We start from the raw sequence: 22,595 nt of genomic DNA on the forward strand, positions 1-22,595 counted from the left end.
AGTCGTAACGCTGATCCGGGGGTAACTCGGCAGGCCGCCTAGTTAGCCGCACCGGGCCATGGAGGGCCCGTTGCGGCGACCCCCGGATCAGTGAGAGGGCGAAGGAACCCGACGAACTCGGGCCGGAAACGGAGCCAGGGGGTTTGCTTACTTTGGCCCCATCAAAGTAAGTCGCCGAGGGGCGAAAAGGTGACCTGAGCCGAACCCCAATCCGCCTGACAAAGAAAAACCGCCATGTAACGTGGAGCGTCACACACCTGATGCCAACGCTGAACATTGGCATCGGCGTCAATCAGCGCCTTCAGCGCCACACATTACCCACCCCTGCGCCGCTGTTGCCAAGCCGCCGCCAGACCGCTGAGGCAGATGATGGCGATGCCGGCCTGCGCGGTCGGAGACGGGGTGTGGTCGAAGACCAGGTAGCCCAGCAGTCCGGCGAACACGATCTGGCAATAACTGAACGGCGCAAGCATGGCCGGGGCGGCGAAGCGGAAGGCCTGGGTCAGCAGCAAATGCGCAGACATCCCGCAAGCACCGAGCGCCAGCAGAAACGGCAAGTGCTTGAGCGCCGGCACTTCCCAGAAGAACGGCACCAACGCACTCATCAACAGGGTATTGAACAGCCCCGCGAAAAAATTGCTGGTGGTTGGGCTGTCGAACGGACTGACCAACCGCGTCAGGAGTTGATACAGCGCAAAACACAAGGCCGACGACAGCGGCAACAGAATCGCCGGGGTAAACAGCTCGCCGCCCGGATGAATGATGATCATCACCCCGACAAACCCGACCACCACCGCAATCCACTGCCCACGCGTCACACGCTCGTGCAGCAGTGGCACCGATAATGCGGTGACCAGCAACGGCGCAAGAAAGTTGACCGCCGTCGCTTCCGCCTGCGGGATGAACATCAGGCTGCTGGTAAACAGCAGACTGGTGCCCAGCAACGCCAGTGCGCGCAAGGCCTGCAGGCCAGGACGCTTGGTGCGCAACACCCGCAAGCCCGATGAAGGCATGAAGATGCAGGCCATCAGCAGTGTGTGCACCACATAACGCGCCCACACCACCAGAATGATCGGATAGAAGCCGGACAGGTATTTGGACAGGGTGTCGTGACTGGCAAACAGAAAGGTCGCCAGAAGAATGAAGCCAATACCTTTGAGAGGTTGATTGACGCCGGACAACGGCGTGCTGGCAGTGCTCATTGCGCTTCCTTGTTCAAGTTTCAGCAGCCCGACGCCGTGGCCGAAAGCGCCCGCGCCCGCTACCCATGTCTACAAAACCGTGAGCATCGCACACACGTTTGCGGCTTCTCGCAGAAAATGTTCGAACCGGTTCATTAACGTTCGATAATCGCCCGAAACAACTGTTCCACAATTGCATGGCGCGTTCCGGCATTTCACTATCACAGCCAGCTACACGACTCAATAACTACAAAAAAGGTCTGTTCCATGCGCGTGAATTCCCCCTGCAAGCTCCTTTGCGGTCTGTCCGCGGCCGTCGCTGCAAGCCTGACGCCCATCAGCGGCCAGAGTGCCGGATTCGTCGAAGACGCCAAGGTCAATCTGAACCTACGCAACTTCTACATCAACCGCAACTTCGTCGACCCGGCCAACGCGCAGAACTACGCCGAGGAGTGGACGCAAAACTTCATCCTCGACGCCCGCTCCGGCTTCACCCAAGGCACCGTCGGCTTTGGTGTCGACGCGCTGGGCCTCTACTCGCTCAAGCTGGACGGCGGCAAGGGTACCGGCGGCACACAATTGCTGCCCATCCATAGCGATGGACGCCCGGCCGACGACTTCGGGCGACTGGCCGTGGCCGGCAAGGCGCGCTTCTCGAAGACCGAATTGAAGGTCGGCGATTGGATGCCGGTGCTGCCGATCCTGCGCTCGGATGACGGCCGCTCGCTGCCACAAACCTTTCAGGGCGGGCAGATCACCTCCAAGGAGATCGACGGCCTGACCCTCTACGGTGGTCAGTTCCGTGGCAACAGCCCGCGCAACGACGCGAGCATGGAAGACATGTCCCTGAATGGCCGCACCGCGTTCACCTCCGACCGTTTCAACTTTGGCGGCGGCGAGTACGTGTTCAACGAAAAGCGCACCCAGGTCGGCGTGTGGTACGCCGAGCTTGAAGACATCTACCACCAGCAATATTTCAACCTGCTGCACAGCCAGCCGTTGGGCAGCTGGACGCTGGGGGCCAACCTTGGCTACTTCCAGGGCAAGGACGACGGTCAGTCGCTGGCCGGCGATCTGGACAACAAGACCTGGTCAGCGCTGCTTTCGGCACGGCACGGTGGCAACACCTTTTATGTGGGCCTGCAGAAAGTCAGCGGCGACAGCGCCTGGATGCGCGTCAACGGTACCAGTGGCGGGACCTTGGCCAACGACAGTTACAACTCCAGCTTCGACAACGCCAGGGAGAAGTCCTGGCAGTTGCGCCACGACTATGATTTCGCAGCTCTGGGCGTACCCGGCCTGACCCTGATGAACCGCTACATCAGCGGCGAAAACGTGCACACCGGCACCATCACCGACGGCGAAGAGTGGGCACGTGAAACCGAGCTGGCTTATGTATTCCAGAACGGCGCGTTCAAAAGCCTGTCAGTCAAATGGCGCAACTCCACCATGCGCCGCGACTACAACACCAACCAGTTCGACGAAAACCGCCTGATCGTCAGCTACCCGCTGTCGCTGCTCTGATCCGAACAGGACGCCGCCGTGGCCGAGGGCGCTGCGGCGGCGTTCTCGATCACCGCTCTCAATTGTCCTGCAATGACTCCACGCCCATTTCATCCCACACCGCTTCAGCCAGGTGGAACGTCGCATTCGCCGCCGGAATGCCGCAGTAGATCGCGCTCTGCATCAGCACTTCCTTGATTTCCTCACGGGTCACGCCATTGTTTTTCGCGGCCTTGAGGTGCAGGCGCAATTCGCCTTCGCGATTCATGCCGATCAGCATCGCGATGGTGATCAGGCTGCGCGTATGGCGCGGCAACCCCGGACGCGTCCAGATATCACCCCAGGCGTGGCGAGTGATCATCTCCTGGAATTCTTCATTGAACGGCGTCAGTTTGCTCAGGCTGTTATCGACATGCGCATCGCCCAGCACCGCGCGGCGCACCTGCATGCCGGCTTCGTAACGTTCGTCTTCGGTCATCGGGAAATCCTTGTGTGTTCGGCCACGGCGCGCTCGACCCAATGGCGAGCCTGGCCAAGGTAGTGAGCCGGATCGAGCAGACGATCCAGCTCGTCAGAAGAAAACTGCTCGCTGACCTGCGGGGTTTCGCCGAGCACCCGACGCAAATGCGCGCCCTGCTCCACCGCACGCCGGCAGCACTGCTCTACAAGATGGTGGGCAGCATCGCGCCCGATGCGCTGAGCCAGCGCAATGCTCACTGCCTCGGCGAGAACCAGGCCTTTGGTGGATTGCAAATTGATCGCCATGCGCTCGGCATCGACCTGCAGACCAGGTATCACCTGCAACGCCTGCTGCAGCGAACCGGAGACCAGACAGCACAGTTCCGGCAAGGTCTCCCACTCGGCATGCCACAGGCCCAGACTGCGTTCGTGCTCCTGCGGCATGGCCGCCAGCATGGTGGCCACCAGCCCCGGTGCGCGAGTCGCGGTGCTGATCATGACCGCAGCGCCGACCGGGTTGCGCTTGTGCGGCATGGTCGAAGATCCGCCCTTGCCCGGTGCCGAAGGCTCGAAAGCCTCGCCAACTTCGGTCTGCATCAGCAGGCTCACATCGCGCCCCAGCTTGCCGAGACTGCCGGCGATCAGGCCCAGCAGACCGGCAAACTCCACCAGTCGGTCGCGCTGGGTGTGCCAGGGCTGCTCGGGCAGCGCCAGCTGCAACTCATCGGCCAGCGCTTCGGCCACCGAGAAGGCCTGATCGCCCAGCGCCGCGAGGCTGCCGGACGCACCACCGAACTGCAGGCACAGCAGGCGCGGTTTGATCTCGTTCAAGCGCTGTCGATGGCGAGTGACTGCGCCCAGCCAGCCGGCGATTTTCATCCCCAGGGTGACCGGCGTGGCCTGCTGCAGCCAGGTGCGTCCGGCCAGCGGCGTGCCGGCATGACGCTGTGCCTGCTCAGCCATCGCATCGGCCAGTCGGGTGAGGTCACGCTCAAGCAGCACGATGGCTCGACGCAGTTGCAGGACCAGCCCGCTGTCCATCACATCCTGACTGGTCGCGCCCATGTGCACGTAGCGCTCGGCTTCAGCGCTGCGTGCGGCAATCTGTTTGCCCAGCGCCTTGACCAGCGGAATCGCCGAATTGCCGGCACTGCCGATGGCAATTGCCAGCGCGTCGAAATCGAACAGCCGTGCGTCGCAGCTCAGCTCGATGTCGGCGACCACCTCGGGCGGGATCAGGCCGACGCGTGCCTGTGCCCGAGCCAGCGCAGCCTCGAAATCGAGCATGCCCTGCACCCGGCCTTCATCGGAAAAGATCTCGCGCATTTCGGGTTGCATGAAGTAGGCATCGAAAAGTTGATTGCTCGCTCTGTTCACATCACCACTCCAGATTGAAAGGTTTCAGGTAGCGTCCGAATGACTGACCCAGCCCTTGATCAGCACCGCTATCGCGGCCAGCGCCGCCGGGACTACCAGCGCGGTCAGCACCTGCTCGAACGTCCAGCCCAGGCCCAGCAGCGTGGCACCGGCCCAGGCGCCGAGAATGGCGCCGAAACGGCCGATCCCGAGCATCCACGACACGCCCGTGGCACGCCCCTGAGTGGGGTAAAAACGCGCTGCCAGCGACGGCATTGCCGACTGCGCGCCGTTGATGCACATGCCGGCCAGCAGCACCAGTGTCGCCAACAGCGCGACGTTACCCAGACTCTGCCCGACCAGCCAGGCGAACACCCCCGCCAGTGCGTAGGCACAACCAATGACCTTGTGCGGGTTGTAACGATCCATCGCCCAGCCCACGCCTACAGCACTCAACACCCCGCCGAACTGAAACAGCGCGCCGATGAAGGCCGACTGCTCCATGCTCGCGCCGCTGTCGCGCATCAGCGTCGGCAGCCAGCTGGTCAGCAGGTAGACGATGACCAGACCCATGAAATACGTCAGCCACAGCAACAGCGTGCCGGCACTGTAGTTGCCGGAGAAAATCACTTTCAGCACATTACGGCTGCTGACGGTTTTCTGCTCGGGAACGCTGAAATCAGTGATGCCGGCCAGCGCCTTTGGCGCAATCGGTGCCAGCACCTTGCGGATCCGCTCTGCACCGCGATTGCGTACCACCAGAAACCGCGCCGACTCCGGCAGCCAGACCATCAGCACCAACCCCAGCAGGAGGGGCAGAATACCGCCCAGCATCAGCAGGCTATGCCAGCCCATGCTGGGGATCAGTTTGGCTGATACAAAACCGCCGCACGCCATGCCCAAATTGAAACCGCAGAACATGCTCGTCACCAACAACGACTTGAGCCGCTCGGGGGTGTATTCCGACAGCAAGGTGGTGGCGTTGGGCATCGCCGCGCCAAGCCCCAGCCCGGTCAACAGGCGCAGTACCAGCAATTGATCAATGTTGCTGCTGTAGGCTGAGGCCAGGCTGAAAAGACCGAACAGCAACACCGCGACCACCAGCACCACCTTGCGCCCGAAGCGGTCGGCCAACGGGCCGGAACCCAGCGCGCCGAACACCATGCCGATCAGCGCGGCGCTCATCACCGGCCCCAGGCTGGCCCGATCGATCCCCCAATCCTGGCTGAGCGCGGGAGCAATGAAGCCCATCGCGGCAGTATCGAGGCCGTCGAGAAACACGATCAGAAAACACAGCGCAACCACTCGCCACTGATACCTGGACAGCGGTTGCGCATTGATGAAGGCCTGAACGTCGAGCGTACTCGGCGCGGGGCTGCCGGCGGAAAGCGTCATGGAGATGTCCTTTTATTTTTATAGGGTCGCCTGCCGATGCAGGCGCCTTGAAACGCACGCACATTGATTGCTGAATCGACAAGCGATTCAGAAATCGAAAAACACTGTCTCGCCCTCACCCTGTACGCGGATATCAAAACGATAGGCCGTCTGCCCCTCGTGCGTGCAACGGCGTGCCACCAGGGTTTCGCGGCGCGGGGGCTGCTCGATCAGATTGAGCACCGGGTCCTGCGCATTCGCCTGGGCTTCGTCGTCGAAATACAACCGCGTCTGCAGATGAATATTGATGCCCCGCGCAAACAGCGAAACATTGATGTGCGCCGCCATCGGCACGCCCGCCGCATTGCGCGCCGAGCCTGGCTTGATGGTCTTGAGGATCCATTGGCCATCGTCCGTGGTAGCCGTGCGACCAAAGCCGTTGAACGGCCTGTCCGGGTCGAATTCGCTGTGATACGCACCCTGATGATCCGCCTGCCAGAACTCCAGGTAGGCATCACGGATCAGGTGACCGTTGCCATCGAAGACGTTGCCCAGCAATACGATGTGCTCGCCGGGCGCCTCGGGCCTGGCCATCTCGTTCCAGATTTCCAGCTCGCGGGGCGGGTTGCCGGCCACCTGTGGTGCAAGACCGATGTGAACGTAAGGGCCAGCGGTTTGCGAAGGGGTTTCCTGCAGTAATTGAACGGGCATGTCGGGCCTCCTCAGCAGTTTTCGAAGTGAGTCTTGCGCTGGCCGCGCAACACGATATCAAAGCGATACGCCAGGCAATCCATCGGATTGCCCAGGCCCAGGTCGAGCCTGGCAATCAGGCTCTGCACGGCGTCCGGGTTGGCGATGGCCTTGACGATCGGACAGATCGGAATCAGCGGATCGCCTTCGAAATACAACTGGGTGATCAGGCGTGTGGCAATCGACGGCCCGCTGATCGACACATGAATGTGCGCCGGGCGCCAGTCGTTGGGACCGTTGCGCCATGGGTAAGGCCCTGGCTTGACGGTACGGAAGCTGTAATTGCCTTCACTGTCGGTCAGTGCACGTCCGACGCCGCCGAAATTGGGATCGATGGGCGCCAGATAAGCATCGCGCTTATGGCGATAACGCCCGCCGGCGTTGGCCTGCCAGATCTCCACCAACGTGTGCGGGATCGGCTTTCCGTACTGATCGCAGACCCGCCCGGCCAGCAGGATACGCTCGCCGATGGGCAGCCCACCGTTGTTGAAATTGAGCAGCAGGTCGTTATCGTGCTGGCCGAATTTCAAATGCGAGAAATCCGGGCCGGTGGTTTCGGAAATGGACTGCGGGATACTGACCAGCGCCTGACGCGGCGAGCGCAGGATCGAGGTCTTGTAATCAGGGGTGAGAGCTTTTGGATGCCAGTTTCGGTCACGAATGACGAAGCGGCTGTTGTCCGCGGCAGACATGGCGTTCTCCTCGTTTTTCTTATGGGGCGCGCAGGCGTCGATCACATGCGCTACAGGCTGCGGCGAAGTGTCGCGCGATCCATGCTTATAGAGAACTGAAATAAACCCGATTATCCATAACCGTTTGGTTATGGATGCTAGACATTGCGATAGGCCTCTCCAAGACTCCGCAGCTCGTCCACGCACCACTGCGCTGCGCGCGTGAGTGGCAAGGCCGGGTTGCTGCACAAACCGACCGAGCCGCCCGGCTCACGGATACCCATATCCAGCTCGACCAGTGTGCCGCCTTTCAACTCCAGCGACACGGCATCCAGTGGCGCGATCCACACCGCATCGCTGCACTGCACATAGCGGCGGCTGAGGGTGAGCGAAAGGGTTTCAAGGCGTTGACGCGGCATGCGGATACCGCACTGCACGAACAGGCTGTCGGCAAACTTGCGGATGGTCGTGCCTGCCAGCGGCAAGACCAGCGGGAATTGCTCCAGGCTTTCGGGCTTGAGCGGCGCGGCCAGCAACGGGTGATCGCTGCGCACCACCAGCGTCATCGACTCGTTGTACAGGTGCTCGAACGTCAGGCCCTGAATCTGCGGACTGTCCGTCATGCGCCCGACCACCAGATCCAGCTCCCCTACCCTCAATTGCGACAGCAGATAGGCACTGGGCCCGGTCATCACACTGACGATCAGCGCCGGGTGCCGCTGGTGCAGGCGATGAACCACCTCGGGCACCAACAGGCTTTCGGCCGTCGACAGTACGCCCAGTCGTGCAGTGACCGTGTCATGCTCACCCGAGCGCAGGCTGCTGACGCCCTCGCGCAGAGCCTGCACGCTGGGCCCGGCAAAGCGCATGAATGCCACGCCTGCTTCGGTGAGTGCCGCGCCGCTCTTGCTGCGCACGAATAACGTAGTGTCGAGCAGGGTTTCCAGCTCTTTGAGACTTTTCGACAGCGCCGGCTGACTGATCGCCAGAACGTCGGAAGCACGCGCCAGACTGCCCTGCCGGGCCACTTCGAGAAAGCAGACCAGATGGCGAAATTTGATGCGTGTATCGATATTCACTGCGCGTCGTGTCCGGTAAATGAAAGGGAATGCAGCTCAACGACTCAGAAACGACGCCACTTGAGGCGCGTCAAATGGCCAGTCCAACTCGTCGCCGGTGTCAACTCGCCGCAACACAGGAACGCGCAACTCGTAGCGTTCAAGCAGTTGCTCATCCTCGCAGATGTCGACCAGCTCAACCAGCAGGCCGTGTTCGATGGCGAACGGCAGTAAAACCGCTTCGGCAACCTCGCACAGCGGGCATCCCGGGGTGCTGAACAGCTGGCATTCGGGGGGCATGGGTCGATCCTCGGCGAATCCTCGGTGAGCGGAAATTATTCTAGGCGCGCACCGGGATCACGTCGACACCCGGAAATGCGCCTTGCTGAACGCATTGGCGCGATCCAGTACCGGTTTCTCGAAACAACGATAACCGACCCAGCCATAGCACACCGCCGCAGCCATCATCAGCAGCGCGAAAAACAGGTTGTCCAGGTAGCTTTCGGGCCAGGCTCCCACCAGACTCCAGACCCTGCCGATCACCCCCAGCACCAGCAGATGAGACAGATAGATCGTGTAGGACATATCGCCCACGGCAACCAGAAACACCGGCACCCGCAGATGTCGACGTCGTTCGAGCAAGGCCAGCGTCAACACCAGTACGCCGAATGTGCCGCCGACCATGAGCATGCGCAGCAGCCCCTGACTCTCATACAGCCGGTAATAGCCGATCAGGGGCACCGCCGCCAACAACGCGACACCGAGCAGTAACCAGACCGCAGCAGTCGGCACGCGGGCACTGTGGCGACCGTAAAAGAACAAGGCCAGCGCGGCGCCCAGCATGAACTCGAGGGCATAGGGATGCAGGATGATCTTCACTGCCGGGGAATAGTCCTGCCAGTTTGCCAGCGTGTTGAACGCCACGATGATCAGACACCAGCCGCCGAGCAGAAACGGCAGACTGCGCTCGCGAAACAGCAGGAAACCGGAGAACACCACGTAGAACCACAGTTCGAACAGCAGCGACCAGGCCACCATCACCAGCAGCACCTTGTCGTTGGGCAACAGCAGGAACGACATGATCAGATTGGACGAGCCATGCCCGCTGTTGACCATGCCCGGCTGCACCAGATAAACCGCCAGGGTGATGAAAAAGTACAACCAGTACGTGGGATAGATCCGCGATACCCGATTGAACAGAAAGCGCTGGGCTTCGATTGCGCTCTGAAAACGGCCACGGCTGACAATCACCATGACGAATCCGCTGATGACGAAGAACAGATCGACGCCCAACTGAAAAAAATCGAGCCAGGGCGGCAGAAGGATATCGCCACCGGAAAACTTGCTCTCTACCGACATCATGTGAAACAACACAACGCCAAGGACTGCTACGCCCCTGAGCCCCTGCAGGGAATACAGCCGCTCCATGCCTCTCTCCATTCAACGGATGTCGCGCGCGCCAGGCCATCCCGTGGTCACGCGTGTGGAGCATAGCCAATGGCCAGAAATACGGAACCCCAATCTTCCAGTGGTTGCGGTTTTTCCTGGCAGATACTTTTGGAGTAAGGTGCAGCGGCAGTGTAAAGCCTGATCGAACACGATACGCCAATCGAAGTGAACCTTCAGGAATCACCTGTACTCGAAACATTCATACGCCCACCAAACGGAGAACATCATGGCCCGCGAAACTGCACAGAATGCTCAGGAAATCCTGAGAGCCGACGTCCAGGTACTGGTTGCCGACACTGAGAAATTGCTGGCGCATACCGCCTCTCTCGCGGGTGATCAGGCCGATGAATTGCGCGCCCAGATCCGCGAAAGCCTGCTGCGCGCCAAGGAAACCCTGAAGACCACCGAAGATTCGTTGCGCGAGCGCGGTGAAGCGGCAGTGGTCGCCACCGAAGATTACGTTCAGAACAACCCCTGGCAGTCCGTCGGTATCGCCGCAGGTGTCGGCTTTCTGATCGGTCTGCTGGCTACAAGGCGCTAACATCATGACTCTGGGAACGGAATCAGCACCGCCCGAGGGAACTCCGGGCTCTTCACCGCGGCGCCTGGGCGCTGCCTTCCTTGGCCTGTTGCACACTCACGTCGAGCTGTTCGGCATTGAATTGCAGGAACAGAAAGCGCGAACCGTCAGCCTGCTGCTGTTCGCCGGTCTGGCACTGGTTTTCGGCCTGCTGCTGCTCACCGGGCTCTCGGCCTTGCTGCTGATCGTTCTGTGGGACAGTTATCGCCTGGCGGGCATCGTCGGCCTGTGTACGTTTTACCTGCTGGCCGCGATCTTTTGTGGATTGCGCCTCAAGGCAGCGATCTTCGACGAGTCTTCGCCCTTCCATGCGACCCTCGAAGAACTGGCCAATGACCGTGAGCGATTGATGCCATGAGTGAACCCAAGTCGCACCAGAGCAATACGCGTCGAGAACTGCGCAAGGCATTGATTCGCCTGCGCATGGAAATGCACCGCCAGGAAATTCGCCACGAATCGACGCAACTGATGCAGCCGTTGCAACGCTTTCGCGGCATCCGCCATGACTGGAAAAGCGCGCTGGGCTTTCGCCACGCGCCGCTCTGGGGCGTGGGCTCGGTTGCCCTGCTGGGCTTCCTGAGCGGCAAACGTGCCAAGACCGGACGTACCAGCCTGCTGGGACGCCTGTTGAAGCTGGGCATCACGCTGACGCCGGTGGTCAAGGTCGCCATGCAAGCGCGCGCCCTGCAGAATCGCAATCGCAAAGTCTGATTGCGCCACGCGTCTAGCATGATCCTGGCCTGACGGTACTGGCCTTAATACAAATGCCTGCTCAGGTTTTCCGGAGCAGGCATTTGTTTTTCCATGGGGCCTGTTCTCATCGATGCGGCCCTTGCGGCAGGCGTGTCGAACCGGGAAGCTACGCCCCAATTACTGACGGAGTGAACGCATTGGATTGGCAAACGCTGCTTAACCGCGAACGACTGGGCAAGACCCTGCACAGCCCCGAGGAACTGGGGCGCAGTCCGTTTCACAAGGACCATGACCGGATCATCTTTTCCGGGGCCTTCCGCCGCCTGGGACGCAAGACCCAGGTGCATCCGGTGTCCAGCAACGATCATATCCATACGCGCCTGACCCATTCACTGGAAGTCAGTTGTGTCGGCCGTTCGCTGGGGATGCGCGTCGGCGAAACGCTGCGCTCTGCCCTGCCTGAATGGTGCGACCCCAGCGACCTGGGCATGGTTGTGCAATCGGCCTGTCTGGCCCACGACATCGGCAATCCGCCGTTCGGTCACTCGGGCGAAGATGCAATTCGCAACTGGTTCAATCAAGCCGCCGGGCGTGGCTGGCTCGACGCGATGAGCGATACCGAGCGTAATGACTTTCTCAATTTCGAAGGTAATGCCCAGGGATTCAGGGTGCTGACGCAGCTGGAATACCACCAGTTCGACGGCGGCACTCGCCTCACCTACGCCACACTGGGCACTTACCTCAAATACCCGTGGACCGCCCGCCACGCGGACTCGCTGGGCTACAAGAAGCACAAGTTCGGCTGCTATCAGAGCGAACTGCCGATCCTTGAGCAGATCGCCGGCAAGCTGGGTTTGCCGCAACTCGAAGACCAGCGCTGGGCGCGTCATCCGCTGGTGTATCTGATGGAAGCCGCCGACGACATCTGTTACGCCCTGATCGACCTGGAAGACGGCCTGGAGATGGACCTGCTCAACTACGCGGAAGTGGAATCGCTTTTGCTCGGGCTGGTCGGCGATGATCTGCCGGAAACCTACCGGCAACTGGGTCCGGGCGACTCACGACGGCGCAAACTGGCAATCCTGCGTGGCAAGGCCATCGAGCACTTGACCAACGCGGCCGCCAGAGCCTTCGTCGAGCAGCAGGACGCCTTGCTGGCCGGCACCCTGCCTGGCGACCTGGTCGAGCACATGCACGGCCCGGCCAAACGCTGTGTGCTCAACGCCAAGGACATGGCGCGCAAGAAAATCTTTCAGGACAAGCGCAAGACACTGCATGAAATCGGTGCCTACACCACGCTGGAGATCCTCCTCAACGCATTCTGCGGCGCGGCCGTCGAACAGTTTGGCGGCAGGACGCCGTCGTTCAAGCATCGACGCATCCTCGACTTGCTGGGTAACAGCGCGCCCGATCCCAAGGCACCGCTGCATGCCTCGTTCCTGCGCATGATCGACTTCATCGCGGGCATGACCGACAGCTACGCCAGCGAAATGGCCCGGGAAATGACCGGCCGCTCCGGACAGATATAGCTTCCATCGACCCGCCCGCTGCCTGAACGGATGCAGGCAAAAGGCTGGTCAGACTGATTGCCTCGCAAAACTCAGACAGGCCCTACATGCATGTCAGACGAGTCCTATCGCAGCTTTTCTTGCATCCCTCAATAATTCCAGCCACTTCAACTGCCATCCGGCACGTTATCCATCCGCCTGCGATACTCACGGGTCCGCACGCCGCCTGCCGATGCCTGAACGCCTCGCCAGGGCTTTTCCGGAACGCTCATGTCCACACATAGCCTGCGCATCCTTCTGGTGGAAGATCACCCGTTTCAACTGATTGCCACTGAGGTGCTGCTCAACAACCATGGCTACTTCCTGCTGACGCCCGTCCTGACGGCTGCCGAGGCCATGGCCGCCATGCAACGCAGTGCCGAACCCTACGGGCTTGTGCTGTGCGATCAGTGCCTGCCGGACATGTCAGGCCTCGACCTGATCGACGAGGCAGCCCGACACGGCTGGCTGCGCCAGGCCATTCTGCTCAGCGGCTTGCCGGACACACAGCTTGAAAACCTGCAGCAACTCGCCCTGCAGCGCGATCTGCCCCTGCTCGGCTGCCTGAGCAAGCCCCTGCACGGGCCCGACCTCAGTCGCCTGCTGGGGCACCTCGTTGACTGACGTCGGCCAGCCGGCTTTATCCGGCTTGAGATATACCGGGCAAAAACAGATACATGCCAGACACCGGCAAACTGGAACGATTAAATTCGACGTTCAGATGCGTAGGAAATCATCAGTCAACATGAATGATGATTCCAGAAAGTAATAAACACCCGACGCATCATTTGCCAAACACACATTGAAATAAGCGTTAACGTTTAAACACAGTTATGTTCTACGTAGGCTTTTACGTACTCCGATACGCTAATTTTTGTAGGACTTTTCCTATATATGCCTGCCGAGCAAGTCTCTTTATGTGCCTGCCCGAACATCTGAGCTAAGGTGCGCGCTTTCTTCACTGCTTGTTATGGAATGGAATATGAACTCAGTTTTTATCATCGACGATCATCCGGTCATCCGGATGGCGGTCAGAATGCTTCTGGAGAACGAAAATTATGAGGTGGTCGGCGAAACCGATAACGGTGTCGACGCCATGCAGATGGTGCGTGAATGCATGCCTGACCTGATCATCCTCGACATCAGCATTCCCAAGCTTGACGGCCTCGAGGTGCTGGCGCGCTTCAATACGATGGGGCTGCCCTCCAAGATTCTGGTGCTGACGTCGCAGACCCCCAACCTGTTTGCCATTCGCTGCATGCAATCGGGTGCCTCGGGTTATGTGTGCAAGCAGGAAGACCTTAGCGAACTGCTCAGTTCGGTGAAAGCGGTATTATCCGGCTACAATTACTTTCCCAGTCAGGCGTTGACGTGCGCAGTTCGTGAAGAGGGTCAGACCAACGAGCTGGAGCTGTTCAAGTTGGTCAATGACCGCGAACTGATGGTATTGCAGTTATTTGCCCAGGGCCGTTCCAACAAGGAAATAGCCAAGGGCATGTTTCTCAGTAACAAAACCGTCAGTACTTACAAAACGCGGCTTATGCAAAAACTGAAAACCAGAACCTTGGTAGAACTTATCGAGATGGCAAAACGCAACGCGCTAGTGTGAGAAAACGGATGCCCAAGCGCTTCAGACAATTATTAATACTGGCCACAAGCCTGTGCATAGGCTGGGGTGCTGAAGCCGGTCTTCATGCGGCCGATCACTATACCCTGCTCGGTCGCTCGAGCCCGGCGCACATGGACGTGAAGCTGGACAGTCACCAGTGGCAGTGGGTGCGCGGTCAACGCGAACTGATTCTCGGCACCTCGAGCCCCGATTACCCGCCCTTCGATATCACGATTTCAGGTAACGATTACGAAGGCATCACTGCCGACTACGCAGGGATCATTTCGGATGCGCTGGACCTGCCCGTCAGGGTTCAGCGTTTCGAAACCCGTGATGCGGCGATCAAGGCCCTTGCCGCAGGCCAGATCGACCTGCTGGGCACCGCCAACGGTTTTGAAGCCGTCGATCGCAACATCAGGCTTTCACAGCCCTACTCGGTGGACCAGCCCGTCCTGGTCACCCGGGTCGGAGACACCCGCCCCCTGAACGAGGGCCTGAAAGGCATGCGGCTGAGCATGGTCTATCACTACCTGCCGCCTGCCGAGGTCGAAGCGTCCTATCCCGGCGCAACGCTGAAGACCTATCCCTCTTTTCAGAACGCCATCAACGCAGTCGCCTTCAATCAGGCGGACGTGTTCCTGGGCGATACGATTTCCACCCAGTACATCATCAACAAGGGTTATCTGAACAACGTGCAGATGTCGAATTTCGGCAAGCACGAGCCCAACGGTTTCAGCTTCGCGGTCAGCAACGAAAACACGCAACTGCTGGGCATCATCAATCAGACGCTGAAAGCCATCCCCGTCGATGAACGGATCAATATTTCCAGACGCTGGAGCACGGGCAGCGACCTGATGCTCACCGACCAGAAGCTGCAACTGACGCAACGCGAGGAGCGCTGGATCGCTCAGCACCCGACCGTGCGCGTGGTCGTCAACGAAGCGTATGCACCGCTGACATTCTTCGATGCCAAGGGTAACTTTCGCGGCATCACCGCAGACTTGCTCGAACTGGTGCGCCTGCGTACCGGGCTCAGGTTCGACGTCAAACGCTCGCCCAGCCTGACCGACATGCTCAATCAGGTCGGCGAAGGTCAGGCAGACATGATCGGCGCGCTGGTGTCCAGTGATGCGCGTGAGGACCGATTCAGCTTCACCCGCCCCTACATCGACAATTCGTTCGTGCTGGTCACCCGCAAGGACCAGGGTGCCCCCAGCTATCTGGAGCAAATGGACGGCAAGCGTCTGGCGATCACTCAGGGCAGCCCGGTGCTCGACTGGCTAAGCCGCAAATACCCCAGGGTCGTGCCGCTGGAAATCGACAACCCGTTCCAGGCGCTGGACATGTTGTCACTGGGCCGGGCGGAAGGTGCGGTCATCTCGCTGCTCAGCGCAGACTATTTCCTGTCTTCCGGGATCTTCGAGGAGCGTTTGCAGATGACCGCTACCGTCGGCGAGGACCCGGCGCTGATTTCCATGGCGACCTCACGCAATGCCATCGAGCTGAGCTCGATTCTCGACAAGGCCCTGGCAAGCATCGCACCGCAGGACATGGCAGCGATCAACAACCGCTGGCGCGTCTACACCCCCTCACGCGCCAACTGGCATGACTATGAACGGCTGATCTATCAGATTGTGGTGGGTGCAGGCCTGTTGCTGCTGGGCCTGCTGGCCTGGAATGCCTGGATGCGCCGGCAGATACGTCAGCGTGAGGCTGCGGAGCGGGCTCTGGGCGATCAGTTCGAATTCATGCGCGCCCTGGTCGAGGGTACGCCGCATCCCATCTACGTACGGGATCGCGAAGGCATGCTACGCATGTGCAATGACAGCTACCTCAGGGTGTTCTCCGCGCAACGGGAAGACATCATCGGCAAGAGCGCCACCGAAGGGGTGCTGGGCAACGCCTTCGAAGCCCGGGAATACGCTGCCGACTATCAGCGGGTCATGGCCAGCAATACCGCATTGATCCTCGACCGCCCTCTGCGCATTGGCGATCGACAGCTGACCATCTACCACTGGATCCTGCCGTTTCGTGACTCTCTGGGCGAAGTACAGGGCATCATCGGTGGCTGGATCGACATCAGCGAGCGTCGCCAGCTCATCGAGGACCTACAGGCTGCCAAGGAACAGGCCGACGCCGCCAGCCGGGCCAAGAGCACCTTCCTTGCCACCATGAGCCATGAAATCCGCACGCCCATGAATGCGGTGATCGGCATGCTGGAACTGGCGCTCAAACGTGCCGATCACGGCGAACTGGATCGGTCCGCCATCGAAGTCGCCTACAGCTCGGCCAACGACCTGCTGGACCTGATCGGCGACATCCTCGACATCGCCCGCATCGAATCCGGGCGGCTGTCACTCAACCCCGAGCGGGCGAATCTGCGCCGGCTGGTGGAGTCGGTGCTCAGGGTATTCGACGGTCTGGCGCGGCAGAAGGACCTCGAACTGGTGCTGGAACTGGACAGCAGGATCAACGCCGACGTGCTGATCGACCCGTTGCGCTTCAAACAGATCCTGTCCAACCTGGTCAGCAACGCCATCAAGTTCACCCCGATGGGGCGGATCAAGGTCGTACTGCAGGCAGCCGAAAGTCCGGACCCGCAACTGCTGCATCTGCACATCACCGTTCAGGACAGCGGCATCGGCATCAGTGTCGAAGACCAGCAACGCCTGTTCGAACCGTTCGCCCAGGCCGACAACACCGGACAAATGGCGCGTACCGGCGCCGGGCTCGGGCTGGTGATCTGCCGCAACCTGTGCATGATGATGGGCGGCAACCTTTCGCTCGACAGCACGCCGGGGCACGGCACCCGGATCAGCATGAATCTGGTGCTGACCACACTTGAACCGCTGACCGGTCAGCCCGTCGTTGCGCAACCGGCAGCCGTCGTTCATCAGACCCTCAGGATCCTGATCGTCGACGATCATCCTGCCAATCGACTGCTGCTTTACCAGCAGCTCGGCTTTCTCGGCCATCACTGCGAAATGGCCGAAAACGGCGCGCAAGGGCTCGATCGCTGGAAAACAGATGCCTTCGATCTGGTCGTCGCCGATTGCAACATGCCGATCATGAACGGCTACGACATGACCGCTGCGATCCGCGAACAGGAGCGCGCCTGCGAACGCCAACGCTGCCCTGTCTGGGGCTTCACGGCCAACGCGCAGCCTGACGAGATCGAGCGCTGCCGGACGGCGGGCATGGACGACTGCCTGTTCAAACCCATCAGCCTCTCGATGCTCAGCGAACGGCTGACAGCCATTGCCCCGCTGGTGTCCAGCCGGGCCCTGCCCTTCAGCCTCGAGAGCGTCAGCAACCTGACCGGTGACCGTCCCGAGATGGTTGAACGCCTGCTCGCGCAACTGCTGCACAGCAACCACGAAGACCGGCTGTTGCTGGCCAGACTGATACCGGAAAACAATCGTCAGAAAACCCGCGACCTGGCGCACAGGATCAAGGGCGCGGCACGGATCATCACCGCTTCACGGGTGGTCGACGCCTGTGATGCGCTCGAACTGGCCTGCGAACCGGACACACCCGATGAACAGTTCTACACCTGCCAGCAGGCAGTCGAACTGGCCATGATCGAGCTTGAGGACGCACTGATGCTGCAACAGGCAAAGCCTGACTGAGCGAGCGCAGAGACGATACAACGAAGAGGGAGATAAACGGGAGACGTGCGGGGAACAAGCAAGGGAAGCAGGCGCTGGCCTGCTTCCCGTTACATCAGGCGGCCGGATTGATTTCCTTTTCCGGGTACCAGACGTCGATCAGCGGGCTGACAGTGACTTCTGTCAGTTCGCTGCGGCCCTTGAGCCAGGCTTCGACAGCAGCACGCTGCTCTTCGCTGACCGAGCCACGCTTGCTCAGGCAAACCAGACCGAAGTCGTCGCCGCCCACATAGCCAAGACCGTTGGCTTCCATTGCTTCTTTCAGGAAAGCGTCAAGGAAAGCATCGATTGCCTTGTCGTCCAGCTCTTGCTTGAAGTCCAGGTTCAGTTCAAAACCCAATTCCTGGAACTCGTCCACACACAGTTTTTTGCGCAGACGGCGGGAGCGGTTAGTGGCCATGGGACAATCCTCATCAATAAATATCGGGCGGCACTTTACCAGCTTGGCGATTTAAAAGCCCGACAATTGCGGCGTGTGGTGGATATCCGGCGTTGCGACGGCCATGAACGCCGAATCATTAAAAAATAGCATTTACCGGCTTGCCCCCCGGTCACAAGCCTGCCCCGCTTGGGGCATAATGCGGCTCGTTTCATGCGTGGCATTGTGTGTTACAAAAAAAGCCCGCCGCGCATTCACTACTATAGTTATCGAAATCGAATCGACATTTGCAATAGTTACCGAGGGAATTCATCCATGCCCTCTTTTTCGTTTCCCTCTTTGCAGTAGGGTTTTAGTCAATGATCAAGTCGCTACGTCCATTGTTGCTCGCGTCACTCCTTTTGCCCCTGGCTCTGCCCTCCTACGCCGCCGTCATCAACACCACGCTGCCCCCCAAGGTTCAACAGGCCATGAAAGCCAGCAAACTCGGCGATGACGCACTGTCGCTGGTGATGTTGCCGCTCAATGGCCCCGGCACGCCCACCGTGTTCAACGCCGACGTCTCGGTCAATCCGGCTTCCACCATGAAGCTGATCACCACCTACGCGGCCCTGGAAATGCTCGGCCCGACCCACCAGTGGAAAACCGAATTCTTCACCGACGGCACCCTGAGCAATGGCGTGCTGCGCGGCAACCTGTACCTCAAGGGCGGCGGCGATCCCAAGCTGAATATGGAAAAGCTCTGGCTGCTGATGCGTGACCTGCGCGCCAATGGCGTGCAGCAGGTGACCGGCGACCTGGTACTGGACCGCAGTCATTTCGTGCAACCGCAATTGCCAGTGTTCAACGATGACGGCAATGACGACAACAAGCCGTTTCTGGTCAAGCCCGACGCACTGATGGTCAACCTCAAGGCGCTGCGCTTCGTGACCCGCAATGACGACGGCAGGATTCTGGTCTCGGTCGAGCCGCCGATTGCCAGCATCCGCATTGATAATCAGGTCAAGGCAAGCGCCTCGAAGCAATGCACCGGGGATGTGCGCTACAACCCGGTCACCCAGGCCGATGGCAGCGTCAACGTGACGGTCACCGGCCAGCTGGGCAATGGCTGCAACTCACAGACCTACCTGTCACTGCTGGACCACCCCACCTATGCGGCTGGCGCAGTGCGGGCCATCTGGCAGGAACTGGGCGGCACCATTCAGGGCAAGGACCGCGTTGGCGTGCTGCCCGGCAATGCCAAGCTGCTGGCCAAGGCCTTTTCCCCGGATCTGGTGGAAGTCATTCGTGACATCAACAAGTTCAGCAACAACACCATGGCCCAGCAACTGTTCCTGAGCCTGGGCGAAGAGTTCCGCAACGAAGCCGACGGTGACGACGGCAAGGCCGCACAGCGTGTCATCCGTCAGTGGCTGGCGAAGAAAGGCATCACCGCGCCGCATCTGGTCATGGAGAATGGCTCCGGGCTGTCGCGGGCCGAGCGTGTCAGCGCGCGTGAAATGGCGGTGATCCTGCAAGCGGCCTGGCGCAGTCCCTATGCTGCCGAGTTCATGAGCTCCATGCCGCTGGCCGGCCTCGACGGCACCATGCGCAAGCGACTCAAGCGCACCCCGCTGCTCGGCGAGGCACACATCAAGACCGGCACCCTGAATACTGTGCGTGCGATTGCCGGCTTCAGCCGCGACAGCAACGGCAACACCTGGGCCGTCGTGGCGATCCTCAACGACCCGCGTCCGTTTGGTGCATCGTCGATACTCGACGAGGTACTGGTCGATCTGTACCGGCAGCCCAAGTTGACCAACACCACGGTTTCGATCCAGCAATAACCAATCGATACCGACAATCGGCAGGCCCGCTTGAGCAGCGGGTCTGTCTGCATCAGTCCTGCTCGGGCTCGACCCGATCGCGACCGGCCTGTTTGGCGGCGTAGACTCCGGAGTCGGCGCGCAGCAACATCGCGTCGATCCCCTCCCCCTCGCGCCAGCTGGCGATCCCGAAGCTGCCTGTGACCACCTGATCGACGCCTTCGATAACCTGCCTGCGCAGTTCCTCGCGCAGGCTCAGTGCCAGTTGATAGGCCTGGGCACCGCGCGTTCCGGGGCAGATCACCATGAACTCTTCACCACCCAGACGGCAGAACACATCGTCGCTGCGCAGCCTCTGGCTGATCTTTTCCGAGATAGCCTTGAGCACCTGATCGCCTGCGGCATGCCCGAAGCGGTCATTGATCCGCTTGAAGTGATCGATATCGAGCATGATGATCGACAGGTTACCGCCGTGCCGGTCGATTCTTTTCAGCTCGGCCTGCATCCGGTCCTGAAAGTAGCGCCGATTGTAGGCACCGGTCAGCACATCGGTGACCGACAGCGCACGCAGCTCCTGCTCGACGCGCTTGAGGTCGGTGATATCGGACACAAAGCCATGCCACAGCACGCTGCCATCGGCCAGGCGCTCAGGCGTCGACGCCGAACGTAACCAGCGCAGCCCCTTGCGTGGCAGCTCGACGCGGTACTCTTCGCTCCACGGTGTCAGGTGTTCGGCACTGATCAGGATGGAGCTTCTGACCCGCATCAGGTCCACCGCCTGTATGCGTCGCAGGATGGTTTCGGAATCGCTCAGCAGTTGTTCCTCGCCCACCTCGAACAGCTCGCACATGCCGGCGCTGGCGTACCTGAAACGTGCGCTGCCATCGACGGCCAGGTGGTACTGGTAAATGCCGCCTGGCACTTGCGAGCCGAGCTTTTTCAGCAACTGCCCCTTCTCGGCAAGCGCCTGGTTGACGCGTTTATGCTCAGTGACGTCGATGCACACCGCCAGGTACCCGGTCCACAGCCCCTGATCGTCACGCACCGCAGTGACCAGCATGTTCACCACCAGCGTGCTGCCATCGCTGCGCTGCAGGGTCCACTCCTGCGAAGGGTGGTTACCGTCCTGTACGGCATCGAGAAACATCAGTTGCGAGGCGCTGATCGGTTGCCCGCGGCTTTTGCTCAAGCGGCTCGCACGGGCCTCCAGATCGGCTGACTGGTAAAAGTCCATGAGGCGGAACCTGCCCAGCACATCCTCCTGCGCATAGCCGAGCATCTTCTGTGCACCGACGTTGAACGTCTTGATCAGCCCGTCCAGATCGGTCGCGATGATCGCCACTTCGGTCGCCGCATCCAGCACACTCCGCAACTGCCCGTGCGCGGCCCTCAATTGCTGCTCGCGCTGGCGCAGCTCGCGGGTGCGCTGCGCAACCCGTTGCAGGGCACGCTGACGCTGGCTGATCAGGCTGTAGAGCAAGGCACTGAGCATCAGGCTCAAAAGCCCTCCAAGCCACAGCACCCGGCCAGGCATCATGATCTGGTTGTTCAGGCTGAAAATCTGCGTGGGGCGAACCTCGACCAGATAATCCCTGTCGCCCAGGCTCAGCAGGCTGCTGGCGTACAGCGGACTGCGTATCGCAGGGAGCGGCGACTGGTAGACCTGCTCGGGCGTTTCCGGCGAACTGAGGTCGAGCATGGTCACGGCAAGGTTGTCCTGCTCTGCCGTGCCGATGTTCATCAATTGCGTCAGGCTGATCACTGCGGTGACGTAACCCCGCAATTGTGCAACCGGTTGGCCAATCGAGAACACCGGCGCGACCAGCAAAATGCCATACGTGTCGGAAGGCTCCAGGGACAACAGGTGGATACGAGGCGTTGCGACGGTTCGTTTCAGCAACCGCGCACGTTCCAGCGCGGCACGGCGCACCGGCTCCGAGGCGACATCGAACCCCGCTGGCGTCGGAATGTTGCTGAGCGTCTGGATGTATCGAACCGGGAAATACTCATTTCGTGCCGCAGCGATTTTCAAGGCGCCGTTTTCATCCATCTCGCGTATGGCATATCCGGGCGAGCCTTCCTCACGCGACTGCCTTTCAAAAGCTGCCCGTTCGGCTTGCAGCACCCTTGGGTTCCAGGCATACGCCTGGGTGCCGATCAGCAACGGCGCGACAAACCCGTCGAATTCGGACAGTTCAACCTGATGGGAGTAGATAAAGAAACGAGCCAGGGTGTCGAGCCGGGTAACCTGCCTGTCCAGACGTTCCTGCAGGCGACTGAAGCGCTCCGCGGCAACCATGTCGAAACGCTGACGCAACTGGCGCTGATACAACTCGTTGTCGGCCAGCGCCAGCATGATCGTAAGTGCCGCGCCGACCAGCAATGCCAGGACTGCGATAAGCCACGCTGAAAGCTGACCGTTGATGAAACTCAGAATTCTGAGCTTGAACCGCTTGACTGTCATACACACAAACTCAAGACGCCAACATACGGAAGCGTCAGGCTGGCTATAA

General features: G+C 60.4%; 20 protein-coding genes. 9 read left to right on the forward strand and 11 right to left on the reverse strand.

Annotation, left to right across the window (positions count from 1 at the left end):
- Positions 1-314: 314 nt before the first annotated feature.
- A complete protein-coding gene (locus GE543_RS07265) occupies positions 315-1,202 on the reverse strand; it encodes a DMT family transporter (RefSeq protein ID WP_153221099.1) in 888 nt (295 codons plus the stop codon).
- Positions 1,203-1,448: 246 nt separating this feature from the next.
- On the opposite strand from GE543_RS07265, the gene GE543_RS07270 reads away from it, so the two are divergent.
- Positions 1,449-2,705 carry an OprD family porin gene (locus tag GE543_RS07270; RefSeq protein WP_153221100.1) on the forward strand — a complete coding sequence of 419 codons (1,257 nt, stop codon included), beginning with the start codon at positions 1,449-1,451 and terminating at the stop codon, positions 2,703-2,705.
- A gap of 58 nt (positions 2,706-2,763) precedes the next feature.
- Here the strand turns inward: GE543_RS07270 and pcaC are convergent, their stop codons facing one another.
- The 8 genes from pcaC to GE543_RS07310 all read right to left on the reverse strand — a co-directional run bounded on the left by pcaC (position 2,764) and on the right by GE543_RS07310 (position 9,780).
- On the reverse strand, positions 2,764-3,162 hold the full coding sequence (gene pcaC / locus GE543_RS07275) for a 4-carboxymuconolactone decarboxylase (RefSeq protein ID WP_003315610.1): 399 nt from the start codon (positions 3,160-3,162) through the stop codon (positions 2,764-2,766).
- Positions 3,159-4,520 (reverse strand): 3-carboxy-cis,cis-muconate cycloisomerase, encoded by a 1,362-nt coding sequence (locus GE543_RS07280; RefSeq protein ID WP_371927113.1) that lies wholly within the window; start codon positions 4,518-4,520, stop codon positions 3,159-3,161. The genes pcaC and GE543_RS07280 overlap by 4 nt, the downstream gene beginning before the upstream one ends.
- 24 nt (positions 4,521-4,544) lie before the next feature.
- A complete protein-coding gene (locus GE543_RS07285) occupies positions 4,545-5,894 on the reverse strand; it encodes an MFS transporter (RefSeq protein WP_003416186.1) in 1,350 nt (449 codons plus the stop codon).
- Positions 5,895-5,981: 87 nt separating this feature from the next.
- Entirely contained in the window at positions 5,982-6,584 is a 603-nt protein-coding gene (pcaG, locus tag GE543_RS07290) for a protocatechuate 3,4-dioxygenase subunit alpha (RefSeq protein ID WP_153221101.1), read from the reverse strand.
- Between the two features lie 11 nt (positions 6,585-6,595).
- Positions 6,596-7,315: a protocatechuate 3,4-dioxygenase subunit beta gene (pcaH, locus tag GE543_RS07295; RefSeq protein ID WP_003416184.1), complete on the reverse strand. Its 720-nt coding sequence runs from the start codon at positions 7,313-7,315 to the stop codon at positions 6,596-6,598.
- Positions 7,316-7,452: 137 nt separating this feature from the next.
- The gene (gene pcaQ / locus GE543_RS07300) at positions 7,453-8,373 is read right to left on the reverse strand and encodes a pca operon transcription factor PcaQ (protein ID WP_003366937.1); all 921 of its coding nucleotides are present in this window, start codon (positions 8,371-8,373) and stop codon (positions 7,453-7,455) included.
- A 36-nt stretch (positions 8,374-8,409) separates the two neighbouring features.
- Complete coding sequence (locus GE543_RS07305; RefSeq protein ID WP_032698229.1) at positions 8,410-8,652, reverse strand: glutaredoxin family protein; 243 nt, start codon at positions 8,650-8,652, stop codon at positions 8,410-8,412.
- A 57-nt stretch (positions 8,653-8,709) separates the two neighbouring features.
- A complete protein-coding gene (locus tag GE543_RS07310) occupies positions 8,710-9,780 on the reverse strand; it encodes an acyltransferase (protein ID WP_153221102.1) in 1,071 nt (356 codons plus the stop codon).
- Positions 9,781-10,027: 247 nt separating this feature from the next.
- Between GE543_RS07310 and GE543_RS07315 the strand changes: the two genes are divergently transcribed.
- From GE543_RS07315 to GE543_RS07345, 7 genes are all read left to right on the forward strand, one after another.
- A complete protein-coding gene (locus tag GE543_RS07315) occupies positions 10,028-10,342 on the forward strand; it encodes a YqjD family protein (RefSeq protein ID WP_153221103.1) in 315 nt (104 codons plus the stop codon).
- A 4-nt stretch (positions 10,343-10,346) separates the two neighbouring features.
- Positions 10,347-10,739 carry a phage holin family protein gene (locus GE543_RS07320; RefSeq protein WP_002553117.1) on the forward strand — a complete coding sequence of 131 codons (393 nt, stop codon included), beginning with the start codon at positions 10,347-10,349 and terminating at the stop codon, positions 10,737-10,739.
- Positions 10,736-11,092 (forward strand): hypothetical protein, encoded by a 357-nt coding sequence (locus tag GE543_RS07325; protein WP_003346087.1) that lies wholly within the window; start codon positions 10,736-10,738, stop codon positions 11,090-11,092. Before GE543_RS07320 ends, GE543_RS07325 begins: the two co-directional genes overlap by 4 nt.
- Positions 11,093-11,271: 179 nt before the next feature.
- A complete protein-coding gene (locus tag GE543_RS07330; RefSeq protein ID WP_003392987.1) occupies positions 11,272-12,603 on the forward strand; it encodes a deoxyguanosinetriphosphate triphosphohydrolase in 1,332 nt (443 codons plus the stop codon).
- Positions 12,604-12,852: 249 nt separating this feature from the next.
- Positions 12,853-13,245 carry a response regulator gene (locus GE543_RS07335; protein WP_003346092.1) on the forward strand — a complete coding sequence of 131 codons (393 nt, stop codon included), beginning with the start codon at positions 12,853-12,855 and terminating at the stop codon, positions 13,243-13,245.
- A 358-nt stretch (positions 13,246-13,603) separates the two neighbouring features.
- Complete coding sequence (locus tag GE543_RS07340) at positions 13,604-14,230, forward strand: response regulator transcription factor (RefSeq protein ID WP_003346094.1); 627 nt, start codon at positions 13,604-13,606, stop codon at positions 14,228-14,230.
- Positions 14,231-14,238: 8 nt separating this feature from the next.
- Positions 14,239-17,859, forward strand: a complete 3,621-nt coding sequence (locus GE543_RS07345) for a transporter substrate-binding domain-containing protein (protein ID WP_153221104.1) — start codon at positions 14,239-14,241, stop codon at positions 17,857-17,859.
- A 94-nt stretch (positions 17,860-17,953) separates the two neighbouring features.
- On the opposite strand, the gene GE543_RS07350 is transcribed toward GE543_RS07345, so the two are convergent.
- On the reverse strand, positions 17,954-18,298 hold the full coding sequence (locus GE543_RS07350) for a YggL family protein (RefSeq protein ID WP_003346101.1): 345 nt from the start codon (positions 18,296-18,298) through the stop codon (positions 17,954-17,956).
- A gap of 338 nt (positions 18,299-18,636) precedes the next feature.
- Here GE543_RS07350 and dacB point away from each other — a divergent pair, with 338 nt between their 5' ends.
- Positions 18,637-20,103: a D-alanyl-D-alanine carboxypeptidase/D-alanyl-D-alanine-endopeptidase gene (gene dacB / locus GE543_RS07355; RefSeq protein ID WP_003346102.1), complete on the forward strand. Its 1,467-nt coding sequence runs from the start codon at positions 18,637-18,639 to the stop codon at positions 20,101-20,103.
- 52 nt (positions 20,104-20,155) lie between these two features.
- On the opposite strand, the gene GE543_RS07360 is transcribed toward dacB, so the two are convergent.
- Entirely contained in the window at positions 20,156-22,546 is a 2,391-nt protein-coding gene (locus GE543_RS07360; RefSeq protein ID WP_153221105.1) for a diguanylate cyclase, read from the reverse strand.
- Positions 22,547-22,595: the final 49 nt, after the last annotated feature.

Source organism: Pseudomonas sp. SZ57, from assembly GCF_009495975.1.
GTDB classification, from domain to species: domain Bacteria; phylum Pseudomonadota; class Gammaproteobacteria; order Pseudomonadales; family Pseudomonadaceae; genus Aquipseudomonas; species Aquipseudomonas syringae.

Excerpts from the sequence above, each read along its gene's own strand:
- GE543_RS07265 (WP_153221099.1), bottom strand. The coding sequence starts at position 1,202 with ATGAGCACTGCCAGCACGCCGTTGTCCGGCGTCAATCAACCTCTCAAA.
- GE543_RS07270 (WP_153221100.1), top strand. The coding sequence starts at position 1,449 with ATGCGCGTGAATTCCCCCTGCAAGCTCCTTTGCGGTCTGTCCGCGGCC.
- pcaC (WP_003315610.1), bottom strand. The coding sequence starts at position 3,162 with ATGACCGAAGACGAACGTTACGAAGCCGGCATGCAGGTGCGCCGCGCG.
- GE543_RS07285 (WP_003416186.1), bottom strand. The coding sequence starts at position 5,894 with ATGACGCTTTCCGCCGGCAGCCCCGCGCCGAGTACGCTCGACGTTCAG.
- pcaG (WP_153221101.1), bottom strand. The coding sequence starts at position 6,584 with ATGCCCGTTCAATTACTGCAGGAAACCCCTTCGCAAACCGCTGGCCCT.
- pcaH (WP_003416184.1), bottom strand. The coding sequence starts at position 7,315 with ATGTCTGCCGCGGACAACAGCCGCTTCGTCATTCGTGACCGAAACTGG.
- GE543_RS07305 (WP_032698229.1), bottom strand. The coding sequence starts at position 8,652 with ATGCCCCCCGAATGCCAGCTGTTCAGCACCCCGGGATGCCCGCTGTGC.
- GE543_RS07310 (WP_153221102.1), bottom strand. The coding sequence starts at position 9,780 with ATGGAGCGGCTGTATTCCCTGCAGGGGCTCAGGGGCGTAGCAGTCCTT.
- GE543_RS07315 (WP_153221103.1), top strand. The coding sequence starts at position 10,028 with ATGGCCCGCGAAACTGCACAGAATGCTCAGGAAATCCTGAGAGCCGAC.
- GE543_RS07320 (WP_002553117.1), top strand. The coding sequence starts at position 10,347 with ATGACTCTGGGAACGGAATCAGCACCGCCCGAGGGAACTCCGGGCTCT.
- GE543_RS07325 (WP_003346087.1), top strand. The coding sequence starts at position 10,736 with ATGAGTGAACCCAAGTCGCACCAGAGCAATACGCGTCGAGAACTGCGC.
- GE543_RS07335 (WP_003346092.1), top strand. The coding sequence starts at position 12,853 with ATGTCCACACATAGCCTGCGCATCCTTCTGGTGGAAGATCACCCGTTT.
- GE543_RS07340 (WP_003346094.1), top strand. The coding sequence starts at position 13,604 with ATGAACTCAGTTTTTATCATCGACGATCATCCGGTCATCCGGATGGCG.
- GE543_RS07345 (WP_153221104.1), top strand. The coding sequence starts at position 14,239 with ATGCCCAAGCGCTTCAGACAATTATTAATACTGGCCACAAGCCTGTGC.
- GE543_RS07350 (WP_003346101.1), bottom strand. The coding sequence starts at position 18,298 with ATGGCCACTAACCGCTCCCGCCGTCTGCGCAAAAAACTGTGTGTGGAC.
- dacB (WP_003346102.1), top strand. The coding sequence starts at position 18,637 with ATGATCAAGTCGCTACGTCCATTGTTGCTCGCGTCACTCCTTTTGCCC.
- GE543_RS07360 (WP_153221105.1), bottom strand. The coding sequence starts at position 22,546 with ATGACAGTCAAGCGGTTCAAGCTCAGAATTCTGAGTTTCATCAACGGT.